This is a genomic window from Burkholderia sp. AU4i (genome assembly GCF_000466765.1).
GTDB lineage: Bacteria > Pseudomonadota > Gammaproteobacteria > Burkholderiales > Burkholderiaceae > Burkholderia > Burkholderia cepacia.
On sequence record NZ_ASSI01000128.1, the window covers coordinates 73,453 to 93,490 of the forward strand.

30 protein-coding genes are annotated in these 20,038 nt (G+C 62.9%); 26 read left to right on the forward strand and 4 right to left on the reverse strand.

All coding sequences use genetic code 11. The features are described 5' to 3' along the window. Window positions 1–12 precede the first annotated feature (12 nt). The gene (locus tag L810_RS27730; protein ID WP_021161617.1) at window positions 13–453 is read left to right on the forward strand and encodes a phage structural protein; all 441 of its coding nucleotides are present in this window, start codon (window positions 13–15) and stop codon (window positions 451–453) included. Here L810_RS27730 and L810_RS44135 read toward each other — a convergent pair. Continuing rightward, window positions 450–998, reverse strand: coding sequence for an HNH endonuclease (locus L810_RS44135; RefSeq protein WP_051392327.1), 549 nt, complete (start codon window positions 996–998; stop codon window positions 450–452). The genes L810_RS27730 and L810_RS44135 overlap by 4 nt on opposite strands. A 77-nt stretch (window positions 999–1,075) precedes the next feature. Between L810_RS44135 and L810_RS27740 the strand changes: the two genes are divergently transcribed. From L810_RS27740 to L810_RS27755, 5 genes are read left to right on the forward strand one after another with little or no spacing between them, the layout of a single operon-like run. Continuing rightward, entirely contained in the window at window positions 1,076–1,606 is a 531-nt protein-coding gene (locus tag L810_RS27740) for a phage tail assembly chaperone (protein ID WP_042976459.1), read from the forward strand. Between the two features lie 38 nt (window positions 1,607–1,644). Beyond that, the gene (locus tag L810_RS48520) at window positions 1,645–1,788 is read left to right on the forward strand and encodes a DUF6889 family protein (RefSeq protein ID WP_021161620.1); all 144 of its coding nucleotides are present in this window, start codon (window positions 1,645–1,647) and stop codon (window positions 1,786–1,788) included. Then, window positions 1,781–3,631 carry a glucosaminidase domain-containing protein gene (locus tag L810_RS45740; protein ID WP_021161621.1) on the forward strand — a complete coding sequence of 617 codons (1,851 nt, stop codon included), beginning with the start codon at window positions 1,781–1,783 and terminating at the stop codon, window positions 3,629–3,631. The genes L810_RS48520 and L810_RS45740 overlap by 8 nt, the downstream gene beginning before the upstream one ends. Next, window positions 3,628–4,230: a phage baseplate protein gene (locus L810_RS27750; RefSeq protein WP_021161622.1), complete on the forward strand. Its 603-nt coding sequence runs from the start codon at window positions 3,628–3,630 to the stop codon at window positions 4,228–4,230. The genes L810_RS45740 and L810_RS27750 overlap by 4 nt, the downstream gene beginning before the upstream one ends. After that, window positions 4,227–4,541: a phage baseplate plug family protein gene (locus L810_RS27755; RefSeq protein WP_021161623.1), complete on the forward strand. Its 315-nt coding sequence runs from the start codon at window positions 4,227–4,229 to the stop codon at window positions 4,539–4,541. Before L810_RS27750 ends, L810_RS27755 begins: the two co-directional genes overlap by 4 nt. Here L810_RS27755 and L810_RS27760 read toward each other — a convergent pair whose 3' ends face one another. Then, the gene (locus tag L810_RS27760) at window positions 4,542–4,874 is read right to left on the reverse strand and encodes an Arc family DNA-binding protein (RefSeq protein WP_042976416.1); all 333 of its coding nucleotides are present in this window, start codon (window positions 4,872–4,874) and stop codon (window positions 4,542–4,544) included. A gap of 117 nt (window positions 4,875–4,991) precedes the next feature. Here L810_RS27760 and L810_RS49795 point away from each other — a divergent pair, with 117 nt between their 5' ends. The 5 genes from L810_RS49795 (at window position 4,992) to L810_RS27780 (ending at window position 7,861) form a co-directional block, all read left to right on the forward strand. Further along, window positions 4,992–5,120 carry an Arc family DNA-binding protein gene (locus tag L810_RS49795; protein ID WP_373453107.1) on the forward strand — a complete coding sequence of 43 codons (129 nt, stop codon included), beginning with the start codon at window positions 4,992–4,994 and terminating at the stop codon, window positions 5,118–5,120. 55 nt (window positions 5,121–5,175) lie between these two features. Beyond that, a complete protein-coding gene (locus L810_RS27765; protein ID WP_021161624.1) occupies window positions 5,176–5,439 on the forward strand; it encodes a hypothetical protein in 264 nt (87 codons plus the stop codon). After that, a complete protein-coding gene (locus L810_RS27770) occupies window positions 5,439–6,008 on the forward strand; it encodes a hypothetical protein (RefSeq protein ID WP_021161625.1) in 570 nt (189 codons plus the stop codon). Before L810_RS27765 ends, L810_RS27770 begins: the two co-directional genes overlap by 1 nt. Window positions 6,009–6,015: 7 nt before the next feature. Next, entirely contained in the window at window positions 6,016–6,474 is a 459-nt protein-coding gene (locus tag L810_RS27775) for a hypothetical protein (RefSeq protein ID WP_021161626.1), read from the forward strand. Between the two features lie 397 nt (window positions 6,475–6,871). Beyond that, entirely contained in the window at window positions 6,872–7,861 is a 990-nt protein-coding gene (locus tag L810_RS27780; RefSeq protein WP_021161627.1) for a phage protein, read from the forward strand. Here the strand turns inward: L810_RS27780 and L810_RS27785 are convergent. Then, window positions 7,852–8,382: a hypothetical protein gene (locus L810_RS27785; protein ID WP_162175298.1), complete on the reverse strand. Its 531-nt coding sequence runs from the start codon at window positions 8,380–8,382 to the stop codon at window positions 7,852–7,854. The two genes, L810_RS27780 and L810_RS27785, sit on opposite strands and share 10 nt — an antisense overlap. Here L810_RS27785 and L810_RS27790 point away from each other — a divergent pair. The 14 genes from L810_RS27790 (at window position 8,309) to L810_RS27855 (ending at window position 18,668) form a co-directional block, all read left to right on the forward strand. After that, a complete protein-coding gene (locus L810_RS27790) occupies window positions 8,309–9,094 on the forward strand; it encodes a Gp138 family membrane-puncturing spike protein (protein WP_042976422.1) in 786 nt (261 codons plus the stop codon). The two genes, L810_RS27785 and L810_RS27790, sit on opposite strands and share 74 nt — an antisense overlap. A gap of 112 nt (window positions 9,095–9,206) precedes the next feature. After that, a complete protein-coding gene (locus L810_RS27795) occupies window positions 9,207–9,746 on the forward strand; it encodes a Rha family transcriptional regulator (protein ID WP_257008998.1) in 540 nt (179 codons plus the stop codon). A 37-nt stretch (window positions 9,747–9,783) separates the two neighbouring features. Further along, the gene (locus L810_RS27800; protein ID WP_021161631.1) at window positions 9,784–10,137 is read left to right on the forward strand and encodes a hypothetical protein; all 354 of its coding nucleotides are present in this window, start codon (window positions 9,784–9,786) and stop codon (window positions 10,135–10,137) included. After that, window positions 10,134–11,321 (forward strand): baseplate J/gp47 family protein, encoded by a 1,188-nt coding sequence (locus L810_RS27805; protein WP_021161632.1) that lies wholly within the window; start codon window positions 10,134–10,136, stop codon window positions 11,319–11,321. The genes L810_RS27800 and L810_RS27805 overlap by 4 nt, the downstream gene beginning before the upstream one ends. A gap of 2 nt (window positions 11,322–11,323) precedes the next feature. Continuing rightward, window positions 11,324–12,040 carry a DUF2612 domain-containing protein gene (locus tag L810_RS27810; protein ID WP_021161633.1) on the forward strand — a complete coding sequence of 239 codons (717 nt, stop codon included), beginning with the start codon at window positions 11,324–11,326 and terminating at the stop codon, window positions 12,038–12,040. A 51-nt stretch (window positions 12,041–12,091) separates the two neighbouring features. Continuing rightward, a complete protein-coding gene (locus tag L810_RS48525; RefSeq protein ID WP_051392328.1) occupies window positions 12,092–13,075 on the forward strand; it encodes a gp53-like domain-containing protein in 984 nt (327 codons plus the stop codon). Window position 13,076: 1 nt separating this feature from the next. Beyond that, a complete protein-coding gene (locus tag L810_RS27820) occupies window positions 13,077–13,619 on the forward strand; it encodes a hypothetical protein (protein WP_021161635.1) in 543 nt (180 codons plus the stop codon). Window positions 13,620–13,621: 2 nt separating this feature from the next. Further along, entirely contained in the window at window positions 13,622–15,604 is a 1,983-nt protein-coding gene (locus L810_RS27825; RefSeq protein WP_021161636.1) for a hypothetical protein, read from the forward strand. 61 nt (window positions 15,605–15,665) lie between these two features. After that, window positions 15,666–16,052, forward strand: a complete 387-nt coding sequence (locus tag L810_RS49275; RefSeq protein WP_021161637.1) for a hypothetical protein — start codon at window positions 15,666–15,668, stop codon at window positions 16,050–16,052. Window positions 16,053–16,054: 2 nt separating this feature from the next. Then, on the forward strand, window positions 16,055–16,621 hold the full coding sequence (locus L810_RS27835; RefSeq protein ID WP_042976464.1) for a glycoside hydrolase family 19 protein: 567 nt from the start codon (window positions 16,055–16,057) through the stop codon (window positions 16,619–16,621). Between the two features lie 77 nt (window positions 16,622–16,698). After that, window positions 16,699–17,331, forward strand: a complete 633-nt coding sequence (locus tag L810_RS27840) for a hypothetical protein (protein WP_021161639.1) — start codon at window positions 16,699–16,701, stop codon at window positions 17,329–17,331. A gap of 2 nt (window positions 17,332–17,333) precedes the next feature. Next, entirely contained in the window at window positions 17,334–17,540 is a 207-nt protein-coding gene (locus L810_RS27845) for a hypothetical protein (RefSeq protein WP_021161640.1), read from the forward strand. A 43-nt stretch (window positions 17,541–17,583) separates the two neighbouring features. Next, on the forward strand, window positions 17,584–18,045 hold the full coding sequence (locus tag L810_RS27850; protein ID WP_021161641.1) for a hypothetical protein: 462 nt from the start codon (window positions 17,584–17,586) through the stop codon (window positions 18,043–18,045). Next, on the forward strand, window positions 18,042–18,668 hold the full coding sequence (locus tag L810_RS27855) for an alpha/beta fold hydrolase (RefSeq protein WP_021161642.1): 627 nt from the start codon (window positions 18,042–18,044) through the stop codon (window positions 18,666–18,668). Before L810_RS27850 ends, L810_RS27855 begins: the two co-directional genes overlap by 4 nt. A 13-nt stretch (window positions 18,669–18,681) precedes the next feature. Here L810_RS27855 and L810_RS27860 read toward each other — a convergent pair whose 3' ends face one another. Further along, entirely contained in the window at window positions 18,682–19,173 is a 492-nt protein-coding gene (locus tag L810_RS27860; RefSeq protein ID WP_042976425.1) for a hypothetical protein, read from the reverse strand. A gap of 52 nt (window positions 19,174–19,225) precedes the next feature. Between L810_RS27860 and L810_RS27865 the strand changes: the two genes are divergently transcribed. Then, complete coding sequence (locus tag L810_RS27865; protein ID WP_021161643.1) at window positions 19,226–19,906, forward strand: SOS response-associated peptidase family protein; 681 nt, start codon at window positions 19,226–19,228, stop codon at window positions 19,904–19,906. Window positions 19,907–20,038: the final 132 nt, after the last annotated feature.

Genomic DNA, 20,038 nt, shown 5'->3' on the forward strand with positions numbered 1-20,038 from the left:
AAGAAAAACACCATGAGCACCTACAGCTTTGTGGACGTCACGGCAACGATCGTCGGGCCGACGGGCGTGTTCTCGCTCGGGTATGGCGAAGCCACGGCCGAGGAAGGCATCGTGATCGCGCGCGCCGGCGACAAGAACACGATGACCATCGGCTCGGACGGTGAGGGCATGCACAGCCTGCACGCCGACAAGTCCGGGCAGGTAACACTCCGCTATCTGAAGACCGCGCCCGTCAACGCCAAGCTGATGGCGATGTACGACGCTCAGTCGCTGTCGAGCGCCCTCTGGGGCAAGAACCTGATCGAGGTCTCACAGACGGCGGCCGGCGACGTCATCACGGCGCGCAGCTGCGCGTTCAAGAAGGCGCCGGACCTGCGCTACGCGAAGGACGGCGACATCGTCGAATGGATCTTCGACTCAATCAAGATCGACAGCCTGCTGGGTCAGTACTAGTCGTCTCGCGTGTGTGTGAGCTTCGCAAATTCTCGTCGCGCGAGAGTGGCGGCACCACAAAATGCAGCGTATGCCTCGGCTTCAGTGTCGTAGGAGCCTAGGTAGACGTTCTCGCCTCGATGGCTGATTTGCGCAAGCCACCTGTCGCCGCGTCGCTTCGTGCCGCGCATGTTGTCGTAGTCGAAGACAGTATTGGCCGCGTTCTTTAGGCGCGTTGCTTCTCGAAGATTCTCCGCGCGGTTGTCTTCTTTAATGCCATTGACGTGATCGATTTCAGCAACCGGGAATCGGCCATGGTGAAGTGCGAACGCAATTCGGTGAGCGTAGACCATCACCCGCTTGCCGTTTTCGTCCTTGAACGGAAGCATGAGATAGCCGTTCGCTACGCGGCCGCCCGCAATTTTTCCCGCATACAAGCTGTTGAAGCGTTGTGCGACGGACTTGGTGCTGAAGTGGGACTCGGGGCGGACTCGCCATGTCAGATGACCCGATTGCGGGTCGTAATCAAGGCACTCGCGAAGATACTCAATCGGCAGCTCACGCATTGAAACCTCAAGGTATATATGAACAAGAACATTATCTATTTTGATAGATGCTCGGTCAACGGATTGCGGAGCTGAACATGGCGACGGAAATCGAACTGAGCGGTAAGCGGTACCAGATCGGGCGCCTGAACGCGATGCAGCAGTTCCACGTGAGCCGCCGCATCGCGCCGATCATCCCGTCGATGATCCCGGTGCTGATGAAGTTCTACGCTGAAATCGAGCGCACGCGCAACGCTGCCGCGAACGCGGCGCTCGGCGCGCTCGCAGCCGGAGAGGATGCTCCGTCGTCAGCAGAGCAGCGCGACGTTCTCGGCCTCGTCGACACGATCGCGCCCGTGCTGCAGCCGTTTGCCGATGCGCTGGCCGGCCTGAAGGACGAGGACGCTGAATACGTCTTCGGCACCTGCCTGTCGGTGGTCGAGCGGCAGCACCAGAACGGCTGGGCGAAGGTCTGGTCGGCGGCGCACAAGACGTCGATGTTCGACGACATGGACATCGGCTCGATGTTGCCCCTGGTCGTACGCGTCGTGGTCGAGAACCTTGGCCCTTTTATCAACGGGCTGCTTACCAGCCAAGCGAGCAGCCCGGCGCAGACTACGGGTGGCTGAAGTCGCTGCCCGGCGGGGAGGACTGGCTGCTTGCGCCCGTGCACGCGCAGATGTGCCGGTTCGAGTCGCTGAAGGACGGGACGCTCGACCTGGCCGACGTCGCGCTGATGAACGATTCACTCGCCGTCCGGGCGGACAACGAAGCGGCCGCGCGCCGCAGGCAGGAAAGAGAAAATGGCTGAATCGGTCGTCATTCGCGAGTTCCTGGTCGCTCTCGGCTTCAAGGTCGACGAGAAGGGCCTGAAGAACTTCACGGAAGGCGTCGAGGGGGCGACGAAGGGTGTCACGCGCCTGATCACCACGATCTCCGGCGCGGCACTGACGCTCGGCGCCGGCGTATCGGCGTTCGCGTCGAAGCTCGAACGGCTGTATTTCGTGTCGCAGCGCACCGGCGCCGCAGCGACGAGCCTGCGCGCATTCGACTTCGCCGCGCGCAATCTCGGCGTGTCGACCGATGCTGCGTTCAGCACGATCGAGAATCTCGCACGCTTCCTGCGGAACAACCCGGCCGGCGAGAGCTATCTCGCTAGCCTGGGCGTGCAGACGCGTAACGCGAACGGCGAGCTGCGCGATACAGTCGACATCATGTCGGACCTCGGCGGCGCGCTGGCGAAGATGCCGACGTGGCGCTCGGCTCAGTACGCGAACATCTTCGGTATCGACGAGAACCTGATGCTCGCGATGCGCAACGGGGACTTCGAGAAGTTCCTGAAGCAGTATCGCGAGATGTCGGCGACGAGCGGCCTCGACAAGGCGGCCGAGGACTCGCACCAGTTCATGGTGCGACTGCGCGAGATCGGCACGTCGTTCGAGAACCTCGGCATCCGCGTCGAAGGGGTGATGCTCCAGAAGATCGGGCCGCAGCTCGATCACTTCCAGAAGTGGATGGACGAGCACGGAGAGGAAATCGCGCGCCGGGTCGGCGACATTGCGAGCGCATTCGTGAATGCGGCGGCCGCCATGGGGCCGCCGCTGAAGTGGCTCGCCGACGAGTTCCTCGAGCTGGACAAGGCGACCGACGGTTGGTCGACGAAGCTGCTGTTCCTGGTCGGCATCTTCAAGGTGCTGGGCGGCTTCCAGATCATCGGCGGCATCTGGAAGATGGTCGCGGCGCTGCGCGCCATGGGTGGCGCCGCAGCGGCGGCTTCGACGGCTGGCGCGGCTGCGGGCGCCGGCGGGTTGCTCGGACGTCTGCTGCCGTTCGCGGCACGGCTCGCTGGTGGCCTTGGTCTGTTGCTGCACAGCGACGACCTGAACAGCGGCGAGGACGAAGAGCTGCGCCGGCGGCAGGCCCTAGGGCCGACGATCGACGGGCAGCAGCCGGGCGGATCGCAGGCTTCGCCGCCGCCCGCGCCCGCGCCGACTCCCGCGCAGCCCGGCCCGGCAACGGCGAACGGCGGCAGCAAACTATCGGCGCCTGGTCTCATAGATCGCGTGCGCGCGGCGATCGCCGCGGCGAAGGAGTCGGAGCGCAAGTACGGTGTGCCCTGGCTGGTCACGTTCGCGCAATGGGCGCTCGAAAGCGGGTTCGGTAGCAGCGGCCTGTCGAAGCGGAGCAACAACCCGTTCAGCATCCAGGCGACCAAAGGTCAGGACTTCGTGTGGGGCCTTGATCACCGGGCAGACGGCACGCCGTACCAGGCGAAGTTCCGCCGGTTCAAGACGCTCGAAGAAGCCTTCGATGCGCACGCGCAACTGCTCGCGAAGGGAAAGCCCTATGCGAAAGCGCGCCAGGTGATGGGCAACGCGTTTTCGTTCGCCGACGCGCTCACCGGCGTCTATGCCGAGGATCGCAACTACGGCACGAAGCTCAAGAAGATCATGTCGAACGCGCTGCAAAATCCCGACTGGCTCGCGCCGGCCGCCGGCCAGAGTGGCGCGTCGAACCGCGTCGAGATCAACCAGGACGTCAAGATCCAGGTGAGCGGATCGAGCGACCCTGATGCGACGGCACGATCTGTCGCGCGCGAGCAGAAGGGCGTAGCAGATGCTACGACCCGGACCATGAAGGGGGCTCTGACGTGAGCACGCTTTCCGACATCCTCGACGTCACGCTCGTCGGCAGCAAGAAAATCGGGAGCGTGACGATCTCGGCTGCCATCGAAGAGGTGTACAGCGACGAGGTCATCGTCACGGAGCATCCGGTCGAAAACGGCGCGCCGGTGAACGATCACGCGTTCATGCGGCCGCGCGAGATCCTGATGAAGTGCGGATGGAGCAATGCCGACTATCAGGCATTGCTCGGCTCTGCCGTCGCGTCATTCGACGACACCGGCGCGAACACGATGGCGACCGGCACATATGTCGATGCGATCTACAGCCAACTGCTGAAGATCCAAAGCGTCCGGCTGCCGATCGATGTCGTGACGACGCGCCGGAAGTACTCGAACATGCTGATCACTGGACTGTCGGTCGTTACCGACCAGAAGTCCGGATCGGCGCTGATGCTCACGGCATCGCTGAAGCAGGTGATCATCGTGAGCACGCAGGCGACGAAGCTGCCGCCGCGCGCGAACCAGGCGAACCCGGCCGCCACCGCCGAGACGCAGAACGCGGGAGCGAAGTCGGCCGTGCCGGCGACGCCGGCCCCGGGCGGATCGGTTCCTCCGACGAGCATGCGATGACGACGTTCTATGAAATCCCGCTGACGCCAGACCCTCAGACGTTCACGATCACGCTCAGCGGTGTCATCTATCGGCTGACGGTCCAATATCGCGCGGCTGGTGGCACCGGCTGGATCCTCGATGTTGCCGACGCGAGCGGCAACCCGCTGGTCAGCGGCATCCCGTTGGTGACGGGAACCGACCTGCTGGGGCAGTACGCGTATCTCGGCTTTGGTGGCCGTTTATGGGTGCAGGGCGCGGCGAGCCCTGATGATGTGCCGACGTTCGATGACCTCGGCGTTGGCTCACACGTTTTCTGGGTGACGGACTGATTACTTTTTGGGGATCGTTCGCTTCGTCGTGCCCGGCGGCTCATCTTCGGGGCCCGATCGACGGGGGCGCGGCGTAGCCTTTACGAGCCTCAACTTGAGGTCCATCTGTCGGGCGAGATTCTGGAGGCGACGCTCGACGTCCTCAAATGTATGCAGTTTCCCACTGTCGTCCGGATAGCGAGGTTCTTCCAGGCTGCGAGCGAGTCGCTCAGCGATTTCCGCGTTTAACGAACGGTTGTTCTTGGCCGCCTCATCTTCGAGACGAGCCTTTAGTTCCGGCTGCAATCGCAAGCCGAATGGGACGATGGTCGATACCGGCACTTTCTTGGTCATGGCTGCAAAGTGTAGCTAAAAACGCTTGACTGTCTAGCTCCATACTGACTACACTACATACAGGCTACATGAGAGGGGAATATGAAGACATACCAGATACCTCCTCTTGGGGTCCGGATGCCCCAGGAGCTTAAGGATCAGTTGAAGTTGCGCGCAAGCGAGAACCGTCGCAGTTTGAATTCGGAAGTTGTCCGAAGATTGGAGGCAAGTCTGGAAGCAGAAAAAGGAAAGGCCCCGAACGCGTAATCTTGGCGGATTCGCTCAGGGCCTTGTGCAGTGAACCTATGGCAAGGAACACAACGTGAAGAATCATAGCACGGCAGCAAACATTGGCAAGCCCGCGCCGACGCTCGTCGAGCGCCGGGTCATCGACCTTTCGAGCATGATGGACAATCAGGTGCGTTACATGCGCGCGCTGTTCATCGCGATCAAGGCGACGTCGGAAGAATCGTCGAAGGTCGCTGTTGATCTGGCCGCGCTCGGTCAGTGGGTGGCGGAAAATGCCGAGGACTTCCTCGACGTGGGCTGCAAGGACGTTCTGTCGGCGAGCCGGGAGGTGCACTGATGGATATCCTGCGCCTGAAAGTTGTTGGCTCGTCGCCGCTCATGATGCATAGCGACCGACTCGCGAATCCGCTTGCGCCTGAAACGAAGGCGCACAAGGAACTGACCGGAAAACGGAAAAAGACCGACGAGGATCATGTTGCGATTGCGCGTTCGGAATTCCTCGCGGGCCTCTACTGGACCGACCGTGATGGTGTCTACGTGCCTGGTCAGAATTTCGATGCAACGTTTCTGGCTGGGGCAAAGCTGCAGAAGCTCGGCACGCACTGGAAGCGCGGCGCGGTCGTAATGACCGACAAAGCGAAGCTGCTATACGATGGCCCGAAATTGCCCGAGCAGCTCTGGTCCGATACACGCTTTGTCGACTGCCGCGGCGTGAAGGTAGGGCCGGCCAAGCTGATGCGTTACCGTCCGATCTTCATGGAGTGGGCGTGCGAACTCGATTTGGCGTTCAACCCCGACGTGCTGAACGCCGAAGAAGTCCGCAAGGCGATCACGGATGCTGGCGCTCTGATCGGCGTCTGCGAGTACCGTCCGCGCTTCGGCCGATTTTCAGTCAGCTTCGAGTGAGGTTGCGATGGACAACGTAACCCTTCATCCGATCTGGCGGCAGGCGGTGCGCGACGTGGTCGAGAGTGATTTCGGCGATGGTGACGTGCTCACGCATGCATGGCTGGAAGAGCACTTCGGCATGACCGCGCTCGCTGACGATGTACCGTTGACCCCGGCCGCATATCAGGAGCGCCAGTTTGAATGGCTTCGCAACCTCGAAGCGTTCCGGACCGAGTTGCTGGAGAATCACCAGATCTATCTGACCAGTGTTCACGGACATGGTTATCGGATCACGCCTGCGTGCGAGCAGACGTCGATTGCGCAGGAGCGGTTCGAGCGCGAGGCGAAGAAGTCGTATCGCCGCGCGGCCGAGGCGCTGAAGCACATTCGCCTCGACGAGTTGAACGAGGCGCAGCGGAAGGAAAACAGTGATGCGATCGCGCGTCTCGCGATGCTTCGCGGCATGCACAAAGCAATAGAGTAATACCGAGCCTCGGCGAGCTCTGTTCTGGAACGGCTAGGCTAGGTGAGGCAAGGCATGGCAAGGGCTGTCAGCAGCGTCGTGCGCCTTCGATGAGGGCGCACTTCGATGGTGAAAGCCATCTGCGGCAGGGTAGGGTTGAGTGAGGCTAGCTACGGTCTGGCGAGGTACGGCTAGGTTCGGCTCGGTAAGGCGTGGGCTGCGAATGCAGCGGGTTAGCGGTTCTTCGAGCCGCTCTCCCGGTGTGCTTGCGCACCGCGCGGTTGGACTTGGCATGGTTTGGTCCGGCTCGGCAAGGTATGGCACGGTCCGCCAAGGTTTGGTCCGGTCCGGTTAGGTCCGGCGCGGCATGGGTAGTACAACGGCTCCGTTCGCGGGGCCGTTTTCATAGGTAAATGCGATGGCCGAACAGTTCGGACGGAAGTTCTCACTGATCATTGGCCCAGACTCCGGTGATGCGCTGGATCTGTCCGGCCTGCGCGTCGTGTTCCGCGTGCAGCGCGGCGACACGCAGACGCCGAATTCGGCTCGGGTACGGGTATATAACGTTTCCGACAACACGGCGCAAAGAGCTGAAAGCAAGGAATTTACGCGAATCGTGCTGCAAGCAGGATATCCCGGAAATTTTTCAATCGTCTTCGACGGCTCGATTGTGCAGGTGCGGCGCGGGCGCGAGAGCCCGACCGATACCTACATGGATATCACGGCAGCCGATGGCGACATGGCGTACAACTTCGCCGTGGTGAATACGACGTTGGCGGCCGGCGCGACGCAGGCTGACGTCGTCGACGCATGCCTGAAGGCGATGGGGAAGTTCGGCGTGACCGCCGGCTATATCGCGGATCTGCCGGCGAACCCGCTGCCACGGGGCAAAGTGCTATTCGGCATGGCGCGCGATCACCTCGAAACGGTCGCGCGTTCGACGCAGACGCTCTGGTCGATTCAGGACGGGCAATTGCAGATCGTACCTGAGACGTCGTATGCGCCCGGCGAGATTCCGGTGATCAACGCGAAGTCGGGCATGGTCGGGATGCCGGAACAGACGGCGAACGGCATCACCGTGAGGATGTTGCTCAACCCGGGCGTGAAGATCGGTCGCCTGATCCAGCTCGACAACTCGAGCATCCAGCGGTACGAGTTCAGTTTGAGCAGCGCCGACGCAGTCGCCAATCGAAATACCTCGCTTCAAAACAAGATCAATGGCGACGGCTTTTACTACGTGATGTCGAACGAATTCTGGGGCGATACGCGCGGGAACGACTGGTACAACGAGGTTATTTGCCTGGCGGTCGACGCGACCGCACAGGACCTGAATCTTGTGAATAAGAGCGATCAGGGCGTCAGCGGCGTTGTGCCGCCAAAGCTCGGAGTGATTGACCCTTACGGCTGACGGAACTGCTGCTTGTAAGCCGCGATGTTCTTTTGCCGCTGCTCTTGAGTCATCAGCGGCCCGAGAACGCGTCCGTCTCCGTTGTCGAGGACATCGACTCGATACAGGTTCATGAGGTTCACGCTCGGGAGAAATGTCCCATCGTTACCGACTATGACGGCCTCCGCTCCGGAGGGCTCGTTCGTTCGTGCCCAACAACCCGCAACCGGTTTTTTGAACGACGGATTGAAGATAAACGCGAGTCGCATGTTTTCGTGGTTCGCGATAGCGAGCGGGCACGCGACTTTCGGGTCGAGCATGTACAGCATCGAAGCGTTCTTGATCACACCGTCGACAGGCGGCTTCATCGCCATGACATAGGCCTCGCTCGTTCCCGCGATGGCGCTTGCGCAAGCGAACGACAACGCGACGAGCGTTGCAACAGAAATTTTTTTCATTGTTCCCCCGATGGACAGAAAAGAACGAATCGACGACGAGCTGGCCTCGTTGCGCGCGATGCTGCGCGGCTGGCAGGTCGGCATTTGGACGGCGCTCCCCGGCGTGATCGAGTCGTTCGACAGTGATTCACAGACGTGCGCCGTTCAGCTGGCGATCAAGGTCCCGGTCCGGGCCAACGATGGCACGGTCACGACCGCCGCGCTTCCGCCTGTCGTCAACTGCCCGGTGCAGTTCCCGTCAGGCGGGAATTGTACGCTGACCTTTCCGGTCGCCCAGGGCGACGAATGCCTCGTCGTGTTCGCGTCTCGCTGTATCGATGCCTGGTGGCAATCGGGCGGCGTGCAGGAGCAGGCCGAATGGCGCATGCACGACCTGTCGGACGGCTTCGCGCTGCTTGGCTTCCGGTCGCGGCCGCGCGCGCTGGCCAACGTCAGCACGTCGTCCGCGCAGCTGCGCAGCGACGACGGAAGGACGTTCGTGGACCTCAATCCGTCGGCGGGCACACTGAAGTTCGCCGCGCCGACGAGCATCGAGCTCGCCGCGCCGACCGTTACGGTGAACGCCTCTACGTCGCTGACCGTGAACTCGCCGCAGTCCGGCTTCAGCGGCGCGGTGATCGTGCAGGGGCTGTTCTCGTTCCTCGGCGGGATGATCGGCAGCGCGGTGAGCGGCGCAGCCGCAGTGATCACCGGCACGATCAACTTCATCGGCACGCTGACCGCCAACGGGAAGCGCATCGACGACACGCACACGCACCCGGATGCACAGGGCGGCAACACCGGCCCAGTTAACTAATCACCCGAAAGCCTTAGCCGAACCCCGCCTCGAGCGGGGTTTTTTGTTTCAAGACTGCGGATAGGCCGGCCAGCCGAAAGCGCGCGTCCTGGGCGCGTTTCCGCAGTCCCTCATGCCCAGGGATCTGCAGGAGATTCCCATGAAAGATTTTCCGTTTCCGCTGGTCGTGCCGATCGACGGCGAGGCACGCGCGTCGACCGAGATCATCGCGCGCGGCGTCGGCCTACAGCACAAGAACGTGCTCGAACTGGTCCGGCGCTATCGCTCCGATTTCGAGCAACTCGGCCCACTCGCATTTGAAACGCGGAAGGGTCGCGCGCTGCCGCAGGGAGGCCGCGCCAAGGCCACCGAGTACGCGATGCTCAACGAGCACCAGGCGACGCTGCTGATCACGTTCATGCGGAACTCGCCGAAGGTGATCGCTTTCAAGATCACGCTGGTGAAGGAATTCTTCCGGATGCGCGACGAGCTCGGGCGACGAGAGCAGTCGCTCTGGCAGCAAATGCAGGCGCTGATTGCGCGTGAGGTCGAATCGAAAGTGCGTGCCTCGTTCGGGTCACACCTGATGCTGGCCCGAAAGCGGGAGTTACCCGGCCTCGATGCCGAGCGCGAGCTGATCGAAAGGCAGATGCAACCGTCGCTGCTCAACTGACCCGGCCCAGAGCCGGGTTTTTCGTTTCTGGGACCCCATGCGATACCGAAAACTCGACGTTGACGACGACTACGTCTTCGGCGGGTCGGCGAACGACTTCCTCGTGAACTCGCCGGACGCCGTCGCGCAGGCCGTGATCACGCGCCTGCGCCTGCTGCGGGGAGAGTGGTTTCTCGACACGACGGTCGGCATGCCGTGGGAAACCGACGTGATCGGAAAGAACACGCAGGGCACGGCCGACGCGGCGATCCGCGCATGCATCCTCGGCACGACCGGCGTCACCGAGATCACCGCGTACGCGAGCGCGCTTGACAGCACTACCCGCAAGCTGACCGTTACGGCGACGATCACGACGCTGTACGGAACCACCACCATCGAGACCACCCTGTGACGACGACGCTTACTACTGTCGCGGCGACCATCGACGCGAACGGCATCACCGCGCCGACGTATGCGGACATCTACGCGTACTTCCAGGCGAAATACCAGGCGATCTATGGTACGGACGTCTATATCGATCCCGACAGCCAGGACGGCCAGCTGCTCGCCGTGTTCGCGCAGGCGATCGCGGATTGCAACTCGGTCACGATCGGCGTCTACAACTCGTTCAGCCCGGCGAAGGCGGTCGGCGCCGCGCTGTCGAGCAACGTGAAGATCAACGGGATTCAACGCGAGGCGCCGTCGTATTCGAGCGCTGACCTGACGCTGGTCGGGCAGGGCGGCACGACGATCACGAACGGGATCGTGAAGGACGGCAATAACTACCAGTGGGCGCTCCCGGCGACGGTCACGATTCCACCGGCCGGCCAGATCACGGTCACGGCCAGCTGCACGACGATCGGTGCCATCGCGGCGCTGGCCGGCACGATCAATCAGATCGGCACGCCGACGCGCGGCTGGCAGACGGTCACGAACGCATCGGACGCCGCTCCGGGCGCACCGGTCGAGCAGGACCCTGCGCTGCGCGCGCGGCAGAGCGTGTCGACGGCGTTGCCGTCGCAAACTGTGCTCGACGGCATTGTCGGCGCGGTGGCGAACGTCCCGGGTGTCACACGGTATCGCGCCTATGAGAACGACACGAACGAGACGGACAGCAACGGGATTCCGGCGAAGCGGATTGCGATCGTGGTCGAGGGTGGGGACGTGAATGCGATCGCCAATGCGATCACGGTGAAGAAAACGCCGGGCAGTGGCACGTACGGCACCACGACGGTCGTCACGAGGAATCGATACGGCATGCCGGTGCCGATCAATTTTTTCCGGCCCACCGATGCACCGATTTCGGCGGTCGTCGCAATTCGAGCGCTGACCGGTTACACGACCGCGATCGGTGAAGCGATGCAGGCTGCCATCGCCGCGTACATCAACTCGGTGGTAATCGGCGGCGGCGACGCTCAGGCAGTCGAGTGGGATGACTGCATCACGGCGGCGAAGGGCGTCACGGGTGGCAACACGTTCAAGATCATCAGTCTCACGCTTACCGGTCCGCGCGGCGCCGGCTCGCCTGATGTCGCGCTGCTGTTCAACGAATCGGCCTCGTGCACGGCTGAGCAGGTGACGATCACGACGGGGTGAGCATGGCAGATCTGGACGATTACACCGCGCTGATCACGTCGGAGCACCGCGACAAGCCGAAGTTCATGGCCATGGTCGAGATGTTGTCCGCGCCGCTCGTCGACGTGATGAACGTGCTCGGCGGCATGCCGGCGCTATTCGATCTCGATTCGGCGGTGGGCGATCAACTGGACACGCTCGGCGAGTGGATCGGGCTGAGCCGCAACGTCAGCGCGCCGCTTGCGGGAATCTATTTCTCGCTGGACGTCGATGGTCTCGGTTTTGACCAGGGCGTCTGGAAGGGGCCATTCGATCCGGAGACGGGGCTGGTGGCGCTCGACGACGAGACCTACCTGATGACGCTGCGAGCGAAGATCGCGGCCAACCATTGGGACGGAACGCCTGACTCCGCGGCCGACATTCTCGACGCGCTCGCGCCGGCCGGCACGCTGATCTTCCTCGAAGATCACTGCGACATGTCGATCGCGATCAACCTCGCGGGAATTCAGCCATCGGCGCTGTATCTCGCACTGCTGAAGCAGGGGCTGCTCTCGCTCAAACCCGAGGGCGTCCTAGTCAACTACCAGATCACCTCTGCCCAGGGGGCACCCCTGTTCGGGTTCGATATGGACAACCAGTACATCGGTGGCTTCGACCGGGGCGCGTGGGGAGTGACATCGCTCGCGCTACCCAACCAGCTCGACTACACCTTCATCCTCGATCAATCGATCCTTTCCTGATAGTTCGCGCGCGCATCGCGCGCGAGCATGCAATCTCCGTCCGGAGTTCAAATGTCTGCAGAGAACGATTTTCTTCCCTTCGCCACTGGCGCAGGGGCAAACGTATTGTCCCAAGCCGCGTATGAGCAATTGACCGCGCTCGGCACCGGATTCCTCGGAGGCACCGCTCAATCTGCAGCGCTCAACAAGGTATGGCGCCAGGGAAGCATCGTGGCTGCGGTGATCGGCCAGTTCATCACGACGATGACCGGTCAATCGGCAATCGACGATGGCACGACGGCGACCCTGTTGGCCAACCTCATCACGGCCGTGGGTATCGCCGGAGCGAATCGATCGCAGCTCACCGACACGGGCGCGGCGAACGCGTACGCCGCGGCGAACCCGGTGCCATTGACGGCGCTCCCGACGGCCGGCGGCGTGACGCAGGTACTCAAGATTGCCAACTCCAACACGGGTGCGTCGACCTATGCACCCGATGGTCTCGCCGCTGCGCCGATTTATGGAATGGGTGGTGCGTTGCTGCAGGGCGGTGAGATCGTCGCGAACGGCGTCGCTACGCTGGTTTCATACGTCGGCTCGCAGCTGAACGGCGGCGCGTTGTGCTGGGTGTTGATCGGGTGCACGGGGGGCGCGCTGCAGGTTGCCGATGCGACCGCCGCCAAGCACGCCGTGAGTAGTGGTCAATTCGAATCACTCGTGAAGGGCTGCATCGCGGACGTCGCGACGTCGATGGGCTTCACGGCCGTTCTCGCCACGAACGGATTCATCAAGTTCCCGACGTGGCTTGGCAGTTGGATGGTGCAGTGGGGGGCATTCACTACATCCTCGGCGGGTTACTCGAACTGGGGGTTCCCGCGCGTTTTCCCGAACGCTTCGTTGCTGACCTGGGCGACGCCACAGATCTCGAACAATTCTCCGATTTCAGTGGGCATCAACCAGAGTCTATCAAGTGCGGCGTCGATTCCTGTCGCCACCATGAATCCGTCAGGCGGATACACCGCTGTCGCATTGAGCATGCTTTCGATTGGATACTGATATGAGCGAAAACTACGTTACTTTCGATGCGAACGGCGTGGTCACTGGCTGTCACGGCGAGGCGCCCGGTGCAGGCGTAAACGCTATCCAGATCACGGACGCGCAGTTCTTCGTCGTGATGCGGTCGAAATTCGGTTGGCAGGGATGGACCGTAGTGAATGGCGAGTTGACGCCGCCAACGGTCGCGGATCCGTCGCCTGAGGATCTCGCATCTCAGGCGCTCGTCACTGCTGCACAAAACGCGTTTCTGTCCGGGATCAAGATCGTGAGCGGTAGCACGCCGGCAGTCGACGGCACGTACGCAGTCGATCAGGTGAGCCAGATGGACATCCTCGCGATCGAAACCAGCATCAACGCTGGCAAGGGATTCCCCGGCGGCGCGGCGACCTTCAACTACCCGGACACGTCCGGCGTGATGCACACGTTCTCCGAGACCAGCTTCACGAACTTCGCTGCAGCGGTTCGCGACTACGTCTACGCGCTGAAGTCCTGCATGAGTGGGTCGCTCTCGGCGCTTCCTTCGCAAACCTCATCGATCGCCTGACCATGAAAATCTTTCAACGCATCTTCGCGGTGGTTGTTGGTGCATTGGCGGTGCTGTGCGCGTCTCCGGTCGATGCCCAGTTTGTTCCCGGCCAACTGCTGTCGGCGCAGCAGCTCAACCAGGCGTTCTCGAGCGTCACCTCCAACATGCTGCCTATCGGCGGCGGCACGCTTACGGGGCCTGTCTCCGGTCCGTCGGCATCGTTCAGCACGCTCTCGGCGACCGGTGGCGCGACGATCGGCAGCCTCTCGGTGACCGGCTCGCCGATCTCGATTTCGTCGGGCGGCACGGGATCGAAGACGCAGGCCGGTGCGTTGTCGTCGATCCTCGGGGCGTCGTCGATTCCTCTGTCCAACGGGGGCACCAATGCGACGACGGCGGCCGGCGCGATCGCGAACATGCTGGCGCCGACGACGCTTCCGATTCTCGGATGCGATACGACGGGCAGCACTGACGCGACGTCGTGCCTTCAGACCAAGATCAACACGCTGTCGGTCGGCGGCCGCGTCAAGGTCACGGGGAAGCTGCTGATCAGCGGCAATCTGACGGTGCCCCCGGGCGTATCGCTCGAGGGAGACTGCGTACTGCCCGGTACAGTCGGCAGCAACACAAGCACGCCGTACGGCAGCCTGGCATGCGGCGTGTTGATGGTCAGCTCGTCGGCGACGATCAACCTGTCGGCTGGCGCGAGCCTGAAGTCCGCGATCGTGTATCGGGCTGGCATGACGTTCCCGGCGGCCGACAGCTCGGCCTTCGCGGGAACCGCGGTCACGGTTGCTGGCGACGACGCGGCTGTTGACCACGTGATCATCATGGGGTTCAACAAGGCGGTCTACGTCAACGGCTATCAGCGTCCGCTGCTGAACTACATCTACGGAGACAACAACAACGGGATCGAGCTGACGTCGGTCTACGACATCGCACGTATCACCAACTGCCACTTCTGGCCGTTCTCGACCGTCGCTGCGGGCGGTTCGACGTCATCGCTGCAGCGCTCCGGCACCGCCTATTACCTGCACGACAGCGTTGACGCGCCGATGCTCGTCAACAACTTCTCGTATGGGTACAACGTCGGATTCCGGTTCCAGAACATCAGCACGGTGAATGCGGTCAACAACATGGCCGACAACACCGGGTCCTATTCGGGATCGACCGGGTGGCGGTTCGACGGAAACCTGAACGGCTTCACCGGAGTCGGCAATTCGGTCTGGAGCCAGGCGGTCGGCGTGTTGGTGAACCTCAACGGTTCGCAGATCGTCGATCTGTCGAAGATGTCGTTCAACACGAACACGACGCATATCAGCGTCGCGGGCGGCAACGTCAAGGCATACGAGGCGGAATTCTTCAATTCCACGACGCTGCTATCGGTGTCGAACGCTTCGTCGATCGTCGATTTCGATCACAATACGTTCGTCAACAATACGAACTATGTGACGGCATCGGTCGCAACGACGAACGTGCGCATCGGACACGACAACATCAATTTGTCGGCGGCCGCTGGCACATCGCTCGCCAACTCGAACGTGAAGAGCCCGACCATCGCGTCGGCCGATCCGTTACCTCTTCCGCCGTTTGGCGATACGTTCATCGTTTCCGGCGCAGCCGGGTTCGGAAATCTCGCAGGTGGCTGGGCCGGTCGAAAGGTCACGCTGATTTTCACCGGCGCGCTTACCGTCTTTTCGAGCATCGGCAGCACGAACAGCATGTTCCTGAAGGGCGCGCAGAATTTCGTGACGGGCCAGAACAGCACGCTCACGTTGGTGCACAACGGTACGCAGTGGATCGAGGTCAGCGCGCAAGGTCAAACGCCTTCGTTGCTCGGCCAGACGATCGTGGCGAATCTTCCATCGTGCTCTGCGGCATCGCTCGGGCTGATGTATGCCGTCAGCGACGCAACATCGCCGGCATACAACTCGACCCTCACTGGCGGTGGCTCAGTGGCAATACCCGCTTTCTGCAATGGGTCGTCGTGGGTCGCGCACTGACCGCCATGGCTACCAACAGCCAAAGCCGCCTTCGGGCGGCTTCTTCATTTCCGGGGGATGAATGACCGACAACGCATCGGCACGCACGCGCGTCGAGGAGCGGCTGCGCGCGGGTGATCGCCGCTTCTCGAAGCTCGAGCAGCGAATTGACGCGAGTGACGCAGCGGTAAAGGCACACCTGCAACGGCAGGACGAAAAGATCGACGCCATTGTGGCTTCGGTGTCGTTGATCCAGACGAACACGCAGTCGATGGTCGACACGTGGGAGGGCGGCGCTCGCGCGGTGCGCGCGTTGTGCCGCCTTGCCGATGCATGGCGCTTCCTTGTCCGTCACGTCGCTGGCCCGACGCTCGCATTCGGCACAGTCGGCGTGATCGTCTTTCGCTATATCCGACACGAACCCATCCCCGATTGGGCGAACGCGGTCGTGAAACTGCTTCTGGGATGACCATGACACCACAAACCCTTTCCGCCGCGCTGAAGATCCCGCTGGTGCGCGCGACGCCGTGGGCCGACCCGCTGTCGGCCGCGATGGCGCTGTATGCGATCGATTCACCCGCGCGGCAGGCTGCGTTTCTCGCACAGTGCGGGCACGAGACGGGCGGCTTCCAGTGGCTTCGAGAGATCTGGGGGCCGACCGCCGCGCAGCGCGCGTATGAGCCGCCAGCCGCGAAGGCGACCGAGCTGGGCAACACGCAGGCTGGTGACGGCTTCCGGTACCGCGGCGGCGGCCTGCTGCAGATCACCGGCCGCTACAACTTCCGCGTGATGGGCCAGAAGATCGGCATCAATCTCGAGGACAACCCTGAACAGATCGTGCAGCCCAGCGTTGCCGCCGAGGCATCCGGGCAGTTCTGGGCGGATCATGCCCTGAGCGCGTTCGCCGACGCCGGCGACTTCCTGTCGATCAGCCGCGCGATCAATCTCGGCAATCCGCGCTCGGCGGCGACGCCGAACGGCATGCCCGACCGGCTGGCGCTCTGGGGTTCCTGCAAGAAGGTGCTCGGCGTGGCCTGAACCGCCAGTTTGCGCGTTTGCGCAATCTCGCAATCCCGCCCGGCCGCGCGCCGGGCGTTTTCATTTCCGGACCAAACATGACCCGATGCAGCCATGACGTCGCGCTCGAGCAGCGCTGCGAGAAGTGCACGGCCGAGGGCCTCGCCGGCCTGCCGAAGATCGCCGGCGAGCATGCCGTGCGCGTGACCGACGTCGAGATCGAGTACTACCCGGATCACCCGCCGCGCACCGAGTCGGCAACGTTCCGCCGCACGAAGAAGGAGGGCCACGCGGCCGGCCTGCGCTGCGCGATCAGCGGCCAGCCGGCGCCCGAGTATCACCACCTGTTCTGCGAGTGGGCTGATTCCGATGCGATCGACTGGGCAACCGTGCGCGGCGTCGCGCTGGGCGAGGTGAAGGAGCTGCCGGTGCTCGACCCGGCTACCGATCAGCCGACGAAGGAGCTGTATCCGGTCGAGGAATCGTTCCTCTGGCTCGTCTGCAAGCTCGTCGAGCTGCGTGGCTTCGACTGGCACGCGTTCGATCCGGCGAAGCCCGAAACCTTCGTCGACGCGATGACGAACATGCTGCCGCTGTCGGCGAAGTTCCACCGCTCGCCGACGCACGGCATCCATCACCGGTCGTTCCCGACCTTCGTGTTCCAGGCGTTCCCGCGTAAAGCCGGGTTCGTCTTCACCCCGGACGAGCTCGTCCAAGATCGCAAGGAGTAGCCATGCCCATGAAATCCAGCCTCGTCAGCGGCGGCATCACGCTCGGCGTCACCGACCTTATCCCGACCGTCGACTGGGCGCTCGGCGGCTTCCACGGCGCTGTACCGACCAGCGCATCGTCGCTCGTCGCGACGCTGATCGTTGCCGGGCTGCATGCCGCCTATAACGTGCTCGTCGCGCGCGCGGCCGCGAAGGCCGAGCAGCAGTAACCGTCCCGCCGCGCGCCGCGGCACTACTCCCGAAGGAAGCCCCATGAAAAAGCTCATGCCGCTCGCGGCAGGTATCGTCGCGTCTCTCGCAATCGTCGCCTGCAACTCCCTGTCGACCGTCCAACAGCAGTTCCAGACCGGCTGCACGATCGTCAACGGCGATCTCGCCATCCTCGCGACGTCGCCGCTGCTGAACGCCGATCAACGGGAGACCATTTCCGGCGTTCCTGGCGACCCATCGAAGCCAGGGATCCTGCAGGCAAATCAGGCCATCTGCAAGGCAGGCGCGCAGCTGAACGTCGCCGACCTGAAAGCGTTCCACGATTCGCTGCTGCCGGCCGCGATCACGATCGTGCAGGCCGTGCCCGCGTTGCCGCAGCAGCAGGCCATCCTGCTCGGGCTCCAGACGTTCGGGCCGATGGTTCAGGCGCTCATCGATCAGATCCTGACGACGGCGCCGGCGGCCGCTGCCTCGACGCCGCTCGCGGGTGAGCCGCTGCAATGACGCCGCGCGACTATGCACTGCTGGCCCAGGAGGCGTATTCCGCGAAGCCAGACATCGGCAAGGCCGACAGTGCCTCGCGCGCGATCGTGCGACAGACGGCGGCCGGCCTCGTCGTCGCCTTCCCGGGCACCGACAACCTCGACAGCATGGTGGCCGATCTGGACGTTCACCCGATCGACGTGATCGGCATCGGGCAGGTGCACCATGGTTTCTGGGCCGCGTGGGAAGCGATCGCCGCACCGGTGCTCGCCGCGGTCGCCGGCCGCCCGGTGACGCTCGTCGGACACTCACTCGGCGCCGCGATCGCGATCATGGCCGCGTCGGCGATGGTGGCCGGCGGGAACCCGCCGGCGGCGGTCTACGGCTTCGAGCCGCCGCGGGTGAGCACGAACGGCAGTGTCGCGGCACTCCTCGCGCAGGTGCCGCTCTGCCTTTACAAGAACGGGAACGACATCGTGCCGGACCTGCCGCCGGACTGGCATCACGCCGGAGCGGTCCAGCCGATAGGGCGTGCGGCGCTACCTTTCCCGAATGTGACCGATCACGCGATCGCGCGGGTGATAGCGGCACTCGCTGAAATCGAATCGCCGGCTAGCGATGCGAGCGTGACTACGACGAGCTGACGGCATCTGCACGCTAGCGCATCCCGGCGCGCCTCATCTCTTCGCGTAGCAGGTGCATCAGCCGATACAACTGGCCCTGTGCGCCGGCTAGGTCACCCTTGTTCGCGACGTTCTTATCGGTGTAGAGGTACCACTCCTCGATGCGCTCGAGAGACTGGCGGAGTGCGCGGATCTCGAGGATGAGCCAACGCACTTGAAGGTCGGTGTACTCGCGCCATAGCGCTCGAAGCTCGGCATCGGTTGGCGCGTCAAATTCCGGGACCGCCGGCCGGAGCTTGAACCGCGGATCCGTGAGTGGAACCCGATTGCGATCGATCCTGGTCGCCTCGATCGGCACGCATGTGCCAAGGAACGTCGATCGAGGATCCTCGTCGATCCAGTGCTCAAATTCGCGTTTGGTGAGCTCGACCGGGGTCCTCAGGCGGTTCTTCTCGCCCTGGAATCCGTACTCCCAGATGTAGGCCCACTGTGGCTTGATCACGGCAGAAACACTGTATAAAAACACAGTGTATCCCGGGGTAAGATGGGTCAGTCAAGATCGAAAATTGGGGACGGCTATGTGCACAAACTACGTCGCGCCGGGCGAAGACCCGGGCCTGAGCGAGCTCAAGATCGACAGCTTCCGCGACCTGTACCGCTGGACGCCGTGGAAACCCGAGATCTACCAGGACTACGACGCGCCGATTGTCGGATACGTCGACGGCCAGTTCAAGCCGCTGATCGCCAACTTCGGCTTCTGGCCCCGCGCGCTGCAAAAGGCCAATGTCGAGAAGGCGAAGGCGGCGGGGCGCAAGCCGCCGATCATCCGCAGCACGATGAACGTACGCGACGACAACCTCGGCAAGTCGCCTCTGTACGGGCCAGCGTGGCGCGCCGGGCGTCGCTGCCTGATCCCGGCGAAATGGATCTACGAACCAAACTGGGAAACGGGCAAGCACATCCGATACAGGATCGGGCTGGCCGGCTGGCGGCCGCTATGCGTCGCCGGCATCTGGCGCACGCTGGCACGCCCGGACGGCACGGACCAGCACGCCATGGCGATGGTCACGGTCAACGGCGACGAGCACCCGATCATGAAGCACATGCACCGGCCAGGCGACGAAAAGCGGTCGGTGGTGATCCTGCGGCCGGACGACTGGGAGGAATGGCTGACGACCTCGAACGTCGAGGCGGCGCGCGCGATGCTTCAGCTGTATCCGGCGGACGACATGGCGGCCGAGCCGGCGGCATCGGAGTGAGGTAGTTTTTCTGGAAGATGGGGGAAATGGCTTATTCAAGATAAGGCTGAGCGTGGTTGTCGTATTCCAATGTTCTTGCGTAAGTGCTTGATTTTTCGTAGTAATGTATAAGGATTGTGATTCCTGTCGTCG

Coding starts and splice junctions, on each gene's coding strand:
- L810_RS27840 (WP_021161639.1), top strand. CDS start 16,699: ATGACCCGATGCAGCCATGACGTCGCGCTCGAGCAGCGCTGCGAGAAG.
- L810_RS49795 (WP_373453107.1), top strand. CDS start 4,992: ATGCCCCAGGAGCTTAAGGATCAGTTGAAGTTGCGCGCAAGCGAGAAC.
- L810_RS48525 (WP_051392328.1), top strand. CDS start 12,092: ATGTCTGCAGAGAACGATTTTCTTCCCTTCGCCACTGGCGCAGGGGCA.
- L810_RS27740 (WP_042976459.1), top strand. CDS start 1,076: ATGGCGACGGAAATCGAACTGAGCGGTAAGCGGTACCAGATCGGGCGC.
- L810_RS27730 (WP_021161617.1), top strand. CDS start 13: ATGAGCACCTACAGCTTTGTGGACGTCACGGCAACGATCGTCGGGCCG.
- L810_RS27850 (WP_021161641.1), top strand. CDS start 17,584: ATGAAAAAGCTCATGCCGCTCGCGGCAGGTATCGTCGCGTCTCTCGCA.
- L810_RS27820 (WP_021161635.1), top strand. CDS start 13,077: ATGAGCGAAAACTACGTTACTTTCGATGCGAACGGCGTGGTCACTGGC.
- L810_RS27795 (WP_257008998.1), top strand. CDS start 9,207: ATGCCCAGGGATCTGCAGGAGATTCCCATGAAAGATTTTCCGTTTCCG.
- L810_RS27810 (WP_021161633.1), top strand. CDS start 11,324: ATGGCAGATCTGGACGATTACACCGCGCTGATCACGTCGGAGCACCGC.
- L810_RS44135 (WP_051392327.1), bottom strand. CDS start 998: ATGCGTGAGCTGCCGATTGAGTATCTTCGCGAGTGCCTTGATTACGAC.
- L810_RS27775 (WP_021161626.1), top strand. CDS start 6,016: ATGGACAACGTAACCCTTCATCCGATCTGGCGGCAGGCGGTGCGCGAC.
- L810_RS27835 (WP_042976464.1), top strand. CDS start 16,055: ATGACACCACAAACCCTTTCCGCCGCGCTGAAGATCCCGCTGGTGCGC.
- L810_RS49275 (WP_021161637.1), top strand. CDS start 15,666: ATGACCGACAACGCATCGGCACGCACGCGCGTCGAGGAGCGGCTGCGC.
- L810_RS27760 (WP_042976416.1), bottom strand. CDS start 4,874: ATGACCAAGAAAGTGCCGGTATCGACCATCGTCCCATTCGGCTTGCGA.
- L810_RS27790 (WP_042976422.1), top strand. CDS start 8,309: ATGGACAGAAAAGAACGAATCGACGACGAGCTGGCCTCGTTGCGCGCG.
- L810_RS27785 (WP_162175298.1), bottom strand. CDS start 8,382: ATGCCGACCTGCCAGCCGCGCAGCATCGCGCGCAACGAGGCCAGCTCG.
- L810_RS27825 (WP_021161636.1), top strand. CDS start 13,622: ATGAAAATCTTTCAACGCATCTTCGCGGTGGTTGTTGGTGCATTGGCG.
- L810_RS27800 (WP_021161631.1), top strand. CDS start 9,784: ATGCGATACCGAAAACTCGACGTTGACGACGACTACGTCTTCGGCGGG.
- L810_RS27755 (WP_021161623.1), top strand. CDS start 4,227: ATGACGACGTTCTATGAAATCCCGCTGACGCCAGACCCTCAGACGTTC.
- L810_RS27780 (WP_021161627.1), top strand. CDS start 6,872: ATGGCCGAACAGTTCGGACGGAAGTTCTCACTGATCATTGGCCCAGAC.
- L810_RS27865 (WP_021161643.1), top strand. CDS start 19,226: ATGTGCACAAACTACGTCGCGCCGGGCGAAGACCCGGGCCTGAGCGAG.
- L810_RS27845 (WP_021161640.1), top strand. CDS start 17,334: ATGCCCATGAAATCCAGCCTCGTCAGCGGCGGCATCACGCTCGGCGTC.
- L810_RS27770 (WP_021161625.1), top strand. CDS start 5,439: ATGGATATCCTGCGCCTGAAAGTTGTTGGCTCGTCGCCGCTCATGATG.
- L810_RS27855 (WP_021161642.1), top strand. CDS start 18,042: ATGACGCCGCGCGACTATGCACTGCTGGCCCAGGAGGCGTATTCCGCG.
- L810_RS45740 (WP_021161621.1), top strand. CDS start 1,781: ATGGCTGAATCGGTCGTCATTCGCGAGTTCCTGGTCGCTCTCGGCTTC.